The sequence below is a fragment of the Mesorhizobium sp. WSM4846 genome, from assembly GCF_055811415.1.
In genome coordinates this window covers 53,932-60,611 of sequence record NZ_JBVVPZ010000027.1, presented here as the reverse complement: position 1 = coordinate 60,611, position 6,680 = coordinate 53,932, and the positions used below count along the sequence as shown (strand labels likewise).

Here is a 6,680-nt window from a genome sequence, read left to right as displayed (position 1 = left end):
GGGGGGGGGGGGGGCGGGGGGGGGGGGGGGGGGGGCGGGGGCCCCCCCCCCCCCCCGCCGCCGCGCCCCCCCCCCCCCCCCCCCCCCCCCCCCGGCCGCAAGGACGATGGCAAGGAGAGGGCCGAACGCAGACCACGCGAACGCCACGCCAAGCAAAGCCAAGCTGCCGCACCGGATGCGGCGCGCGAGGAACAGCCAATGGCGGCCGAGACCGCGGTCGCCGATGCCGGTGAGCGGCGCGCGCGCAAGGAAGCGATCCGCTCGGAAAACACCGAGCGCCAAGCTTCACCCGAACGCCAAGCTTCACCCGAACGGAAGGCTTCGCCCGATCGCCATCGCAACGAACAGCGCGCGCCGGAACGTGGCGACACCAGGCCGCAGCGCGACGGCAATCGCCCGACCCGCCATCGCCAGGAAGACAACGATGGGACCGTCGGATTCGGTGACGACATGCCCGCGTTCATGCGCATCGTCGCCAAGGGCTAACAGCAGAAATTGGGCTGATCACAGCAGAAATTCTCAAATACCAGCAAAAACGGCCCCTTGCGGGGCCGTTTTCATGTGCAATGCCGTCTTCTGCCTGCCTTGCTCAGGTGAGCGGCGAGAGCTGGATTTCGACGCGGCGGTTCTGGGCGCGGCCGGCGGCCGTCGCATTGGAGGCGATCGGACGCGTCTTGCCGAAGCCGGTGACGGCGAAGCGGCGGGTATCGACGCCCTGCCCGGACAGATAATTGGCGACTGCCAGCGCGCGGCGCTGCGACAGGTCGAAATTGTGTTCGTCGCCACCGGTCGAGTCGGTGTGGCCGAACACGTCAACGGTGGTCTGGCGGAACTTGTTCAGCACAAGTGCTACCGAATTCAGCACCTGATAAAAGCCGGGCTTCACCGCGTCCTGGTCGACGTTGAAGGTGATGTCGGACGGCATGTTGAGGATGATCTGATCGCCGCTGCGGGTGACGCTGACGCCGGAACCCTGAAGCTGGCGGCGCAGTTCGGCCTCGTTCTGGTCCATCGTGGCGCCGATGGCGCCGCCAGCGAGCGCGCCGACGCCAGCGCCGATCAGCGCATTGCGGCGATCGTTGCCGCCGGCGAGCAGGCCGAGCCCCGCACCCGCCAGCGCGCCGATGCCGGCGCCGGCCGCAGTGTTGGAAACTTTCTGTTGTCCGGTATACGGATCGGTTGTGGTGCAGGCACTCACGAGCACAGCCGTCGCCACGGCGACGAGCACAGTCTTTTTCATCAGGTAGTCCCTCTCCAGTCCGCGGTCCCACCAGTGGCGCGCCGCATCCCTTGTGCGTCCAAGTGGACGCACGTCGCTCTATGCTTGTAACATGAAATGCGGCGAAAAATGGAAGGGGAAAAGCGGCTGGCTATGGCTTTTCCCGGTCAATTCAACGGTCGCTATCTTGCGCAATTTCGACCGGATGGCAGAGACTGTCGGCTACCAGAGATTCTTGCCGTCGATGACGACGACCTCGACCTGATCGAGGTCGAAATCATCGAACAGGCGCGAATTCACGCTGATTTTCGGATTGTCGAAATTCGGCTTGCCGGTCGACCAGTCCGGCGTTTCGGTGAAGGTGCCGCAGCCGCAGGTGGCGCAGAAACCATGTTTTACCGTTTTCGAGCCCCATTGATAGAAAGAGACATTCTTGAGCGGGCTGGTGAGCTTGAATTGCGACGGGACGTAATAGGCCCACAACGAGCCGCGTTTCGAGCAGAAGGAGCAGGTGCATTGCGTCACGGTTAGCGGCGCTTCCGAAACCTCGAACGTCGTCGCCCTGCAGTGGCAGCTTGCCTTTATGGTCATGACGCCTCCCTCGCGATTGCTTCCCGCCAGCGCGGTAAGGCAACATAAAGAGGCGCTGTTGACAACCGCCTGTCAGCAGGCTCGGCTTGCCTGCGTCGGACGCGTGGCGCGCTTCAATCTTTTTGATGCATGTCGTATCTCAAACCGCTGCGCACCCTCGGGTCAGGCCATGCCCTTGGAGCAAGCTTTGGGCGACAAGCATCAAAACGACGACGGTGGCACGAACAGGCAGATGGTCTTTCCGTCGTTGGCGCCGGCGACCGAACACCAGTGATATTCGCCGTCGGGCGAATTCTTGATCCGTGCATCGCTGTAGCCCACGACCTCGCCAGTTCCCTTGATGACATAGCCCTCTGGACGCTCGCTGATCGACGTCTGCGAGACCGCGCGGCAATCATAGCCGGAACAACAGGAGAATGGGTAACTCCAGCCTTGCGGCTTCGCTGCAGTCGGCGTGGCGTCGTGCGCCAAGGCGGATGCTGCAAATGTAGTGAGGACGGCCGTCAGGGCCACCACCGCAATGATCGAATTCAGGAGGCGGCGCGCCGTCTTGACGGCTGAGGCCAGTCGGGTTGTGGAAGCAGGCATGGGCGCAATTCCTATCACCGAGTTATCAAGCGTTTCGCTTGCCCGTTCTTGGAACGTAACTTCCCAGTAGCCGGCTCGTCAGGTCGCAGATACGCCGCGTCCGGCCATAAATGCTTTTTCCCCCAGCGTTCGGATGCTGGGCTGATTCCTTTGCTGGCGCAAGAAATTGCTGTGCAACCGAGCGCCGACATCTGCAACCGGAACCAGCCTGCCGGGGCTGACGAGAGTGACTTCATCAACCCCGGCAGTGGGATCGCGCGGATAACGAGAATCAGCTCGCGGTGGTTCCGGGCCAGGCGACGGCAGGCCTGCAACAATGAACCCGGAGGTAGAAGTAATTGTCGAAAATTCGATGAAAAAACAGAGCCATAAAGCACCCGCTCAATTACAGTGAAGAGCCTGTTACTCTAGCGTGATGTTCCTGCTGCTTGGGGCTTAGAAGCTTCAGTCGATATCGGCCACCACTTCGCCGGCGCCGCCCTCGATGCGCTGCGACAGCGAGGCCTCCATGAAATCGTCGAGGTCGCCGTCCAGCACGCTCGATGGGCTTGTGCTCTCGACGCCCGTGCGCAGATCCTTCACCAGCTGATAAGGCTGCAGAACGTAGGAGCGTATCTGATGGCCCCAGCCGATATCGCTCTTCGACGCTTCGGTGGCGTTGGCCACCGCCTCGCGCTTCTTCAGTTCTTCCTCGTAGAGCCGCGAACGCAGCATCTCCCAGGCCTTCGCCTTGTTCTTGTGCTGGGAGCGCTCAGCCTGGCAGGCGACCGCGATGCCGGTGGCGAGATGGGTGATGCGGACCGCTGAATCGGTGGTGTTGACGTGCTGGCCGCCCGATCCGGATGAACGATAGGTGTCGATGCGGACATCCGATTCGGAAACGTCGATCTCGATCGTATCGTCGATCACGGGATAGACCCAGACGCTGGCGAAGGAGGTGTGACGGCGCGCATTGCTGTCATAGGGCGAAATACGCACCAGACGGTGAACGCCGGATTCCGTCTTCAGCCAACCATAGGCGTTGTGGCCCTTGATCAGCAGCGTGGCGGACTTGATGCCGGCCTCTTCGCCGTCATGCACTTCCAGCACCTCGACCTTGAAGCGGCGCCGCTCGGCCCAACGCGTGTACATGCGCAGGAGCATCGAGGCCCAGTCCTGGCTTTCGGTGCCGCCGGCGCCGGCATGGATTTCGAGATAGCTGTCGTTGGCGTCGGCCTCGCCGGAAAGCAGCGTCTCGATCTGGCGGGCCTTTGCTTCGCCGCGCATCGAGCGGATCGCCGCTTCCGCCTCGCCGACGACACCCTCATCTCCTTCTTCCTCGCCAAGCTCGATCAAGCCGATATTGTCTTCCAGCGCCTGGGTGAGGCCTTTGACTGCGGCGATGCCTTCCTCGAGGCCCTGGCGCTCACGCATCAGCTTCTGCGCCTCCAGCGGTTCGTTCCAGAGGCTCGAATCCTCGGCACGCACATTCAGGTATTCAAGCCGCTTTATGGCTTGATCCCAGTCAAAGATGCCTCCTCAGCAGGGTTATCGCCTGCCTGATTTCGTCGACAATATTCTGCGTTTCCGCGCGCATGGCTGGCCGTTCTGTCCTGTGCTGAAATGGTGCCCTGCCGCTTAAGCAGAGCTTGGGTTGGCGCGATACATAGGGACGGCACCGCCGCCTGTAAAGCGAAATGGGCCGGCTCGAAAACCGGCCCAAATACCCTATCCTATGTCAGTAGAGCCCGCCGCCGCCGGACTGGATGGCTTGGTTGGCCTGTGGCGACAGCGCGCCGCCGGAGGCGTTGGAGCCGTCCTCACCCATGCCGATCACCCAATAGCTGTCGGCGGGGCCGGTGCCCGGCTTGAAGGCTTCGATAAAGGCGCCGGCGTCGTCGGGGTTGGCCCGCATGCCGGTTTTGCGATTGATGGCGATCAGCTTCATGCCTTCGGGAACCTGGAAATCGACATTGGGCGTGCCGTCCAGCGCCACGCGCATGAAGTCCTTGAAGATCGGCGCAGCAAGGCCGCCGCCGGTCGCGCCCTTGCCAAGACCTTTGGGCTGATCATAGCCCATATAAAGGCCGACAACGAGGTTGGGCGTATAGCCGATGAACCAGGTATCCTTTTCGTCGTTTGTCGTTCCGGTCTTGCCGGCGATGTGGCGGCCGAGTTCGGCAACGGTAGCGCCGGTACCGCGCTCGACGACGCCCTCCATCATCGAAGTGATCTGATAGGCGGTCATCGGATCGAGCACCTGCTCGGAATTGTCGACCAGTTCCGGCTCAGGCTGGTTCTGCCATTCAGCCGCATTGCAATTTTTGCAGCCGCGTTCGTCCTGCCTGTAGACCGTCTTGCCGTAGCGGTCCTGGATCCGGTCGATCAGCGTCGGCTTGATCGACTTGCCGCCGTTGGCCATGATCGAATAAGCCGATACCATGCGCATCACGGTCGTCTCGCCCGACCCCAGCGCCATCGGCAGATACGGCGCCAGTCGATCATAGACGCCGAAGCGCTCGGCATATTCGGCGACCAGCTTCATGCCCATGTCGTTGGCCAGGCGCACAGTCATCAGATTGCGCGACCTCTCGATGCCGGACCGCAAGGTCGCCGGGCCCGCAGTCCTTCCATCGTAGTTTTTCGGCGTCCAGGTCGTGTTGCCGCTCTTGATGGTGATCGGGCCATCCATGATCACCGAAGCCGGCGTATAGCCATTGTCGAGAGCGGCCGCATAGACGATCGGCTTGAACGACGAACCCGGCTGCCGCATGGCCTGCGTGGTACGGTTGAATTCGGATAGCGAATAGGAGAACCCGCCGACCATGGCCAGAACGCGCCCGGTATGCGGATCCATGGCGATCAGGCCGCCCTCCACTTCGGGGGCCTGGCGCAAGATATAGGCCCCATCCGTATCTTCTTTCTTCTGCACGAAGATGACGTCGCCAGGCTTCAGCACGTCCGCCGGCGATTTGGCCTTGACGGTCTTGCCGCCGACCACATGACGCATGGCGAAGCTCATGTCCTCGCGGCTGACGGTGCCTTCGACGCGATCCTTGACAAGTTCGCCCGAGATCTGCCGGTTCGGCCGAAGGCCGATCGACAGACCGCTCTCCGAGCTGTCGAGCACGACGGCGAGCGACCATTCGGGCACGTCGTCCAGTCCCTTGACTTCGCTCAAAGGCACGCCCCAGTCGCCGGACGGGTCGATGGTCTTCACCGGCCCACGATAGCCGCGCAGCGTATCGAACTTCATCAGGCCGTTCTGCATGGCTTTGCGGGCGATGAGCTGCATCTTGGGATCGAGCGTCGTACGGACGGACAGGCCGCCCTCGTAGAGCGCATTCTCGCCGTAGCGCGCGCTGATCTGGCGACGCACCTCCTCGGTGAAATATTCGCCGGCGAACAGATAGGTGCCGGAGCGGCGTGGCTTGACGCCGAGCGGCTCGGCCTTGGCCTTGGCGCCTTCCTCTTGCGTGACGTAGCCGTTGCCGACCATCTGGTCGATCACCCAGTTGCGGCGCTCGATGGCGCGGTCGGCATATTTGAAGGGGTGATAGTTGGAGGGGCCCTTCGGCAAAGCCGCCAGATAGGCGGCCTCCGCCACGGTGAGTTCATTCACCGCCTTGTCGAAATAGGTGAGCGCTGCGCCGGCGACGCCATAAGCGCCAAGCCCGAAGAAAATCTCGTTAAGGTAGAGCTCGAGGATGCGGTCCTTCGAATAGGCCTGCTCGATGCGGAAGGCCAGGATCATCTCCTTAATCTTGCGCTCGTAGGTCTGGTCCGAGGACAACAGGAAGTTTTTCGCCACCTGCTGGGTGATCGTCGAGGCGCCGACCTGGCGCTTGCCCGAGCCAGCATTCTGCAGATTGACCATGACTGCGCGGCCAAGGCCGGTCATATCGATGCCGGGGTGATTGTAGAAGTTTTTGTCCTCGGCAGACAGGAAGGCCGCCTTGACACGATCCGGCACCGCCTGGATCGGCAAATACAGGCGCCGCTCGCGCGCATATTCGGCCATCAGCGCACCGTCGGACGCATGGATGCGGGTCGTCACCGGCGGTTCATACTTGGCCAGGACCTCGTAATCGGGCAAATCCTTCGACAAATGGCTGATATAGATCGCCACCCCGGCCGCGACCAAAAGGGCCAGCGCGGTGCCGATGCCGAAGAAATAGCCAATAAGACGAATCATGCCCGCTCCAGTCCTTGGTTCGGGAATTGCCTAAACGAAGCCGCCTTTCGCGCAAGCTTTCGAGACGATCCCGACCGGTAATCGAAAATCCATGTCGCCACCATGTGG

5 protein-coding genes and 1 pseudogene are annotated in these 6,680 nt (G+C 62.2%); 1 reads left to right on the top strand and 5 read right to left on the bottom strand.

Annotation, left to right across the window (positions count from 1 at the left end; all coding sequences use genetic code 11):
* Nucleotides 1–486, top strand: a pseudogene (locus AC0L15_RS21510) (hypothetical protein); the annotation flags it as partial.
* A gap of 103 nt (nt 487–589) precedes the next feature.
* On the opposite strand, the gene AC0L15_RS21505 reads toward AC0L15_RS21510, so the two are convergent.
* The 5 genes from AC0L15_RS21505 to AC0L15_RS21485 all read right to left on the bottom strand — a co-directional run bounded on the left by AC0L15_RS21505 (nt 590) and on the right by AC0L15_RS21485 (nt 6,572).
* Nucleotides 590–1,240, bottom strand: a complete 651-nt coding sequence (locus tag AC0L15_RS21505; RefSeq protein WP_077379260.1) for a YiaD family glycine zipper/OmpA-like lipoprotein — start codon at nt 1,238–1,240, stop codon at nt 590–592.
* A 201-nt stretch (nt 1,241–1,441) separates the two neighbouring features.
* The gene (locus AC0L15_RS21500; RefSeq protein WP_202362926.1) at nt 1,442–1,810 is read right to left on the bottom strand and encodes a GFA family protein; all 369 of its coding nucleotides are present in this window, start codon (nt 1,808–1,810) and stop codon (nt 1,442–1,444) included.
* 201 nt (nt 1,811–2,011) lie between these two features.
* Entirely contained in the window at nt 2,012–2,398 is a 387-nt protein-coding gene (locus tag AC0L15_RS21495) for a hypothetical protein (protein WP_287248095.1), read from the bottom strand.
* 444 nt (nt 2,399–2,842) lie between these two features.
* Nucleotides 2,843–3,974, bottom strand: a protein-coding gene (gene prfB / locus AC0L15_RS21490) for a peptide chain release factor 2 (protein WP_287248097.1) whose coding sequence is annotated in 2 segments (ribosomal slippage) — nt 2,843–3,907 and nt 3,909–3,974 — 1,131 coding nt in all. Because the reading frame shifts where the segments join, the coding sequence is not laid out codon by codon here.
* Nucleotides 3,975–4,115: 141 nt separating this feature from the next.
* Nucleotides 4,116–6,572, bottom strand: a complete 2,457-nt coding sequence (locus tag AC0L15_RS21485) for a penicillin-binding protein 1A (RefSeq protein WP_287248098.1) — start codon at nt 6,570–6,572, stop codon at nt 4,116–4,118.
* Nucleotides 6,573–6,680: the final 108 nt, after the last annotated feature.

What these genes read in the sequence shown, in the direction of transcription:
- AC0L15_RS21495 (WP_287248095.1), bottom strand. Translation starts at nt 2,398, where the DNA reads ATGCCTGCTTCCACAACCCGACTGGCCTCAGCCGTCAAGACGGCGCGC.
- AC0L15_RS21485 (WP_287248098.1), bottom strand. Translation starts at nt 6,572, where the DNA reads ATGATTCGTCTTATTGGCTATTTCTTCGGCATCGGCACCGCGCTGGCC.
- AC0L15_RS21500 (WP_202362926.1), bottom strand. Translation starts at nt 1,810, where the DNA reads ATGACCATAAAGGCAAGCTGCCACTGCAGGGCGACGACGTTCGAGGTT.
- AC0L15_RS21505 (WP_077379260.1), bottom strand. Translation starts at nt 1,240, where the DNA reads ATGAAAAAGACTGTGCTCGTCGCCGTGGCGACGGCTGTGCTCGTGAGT.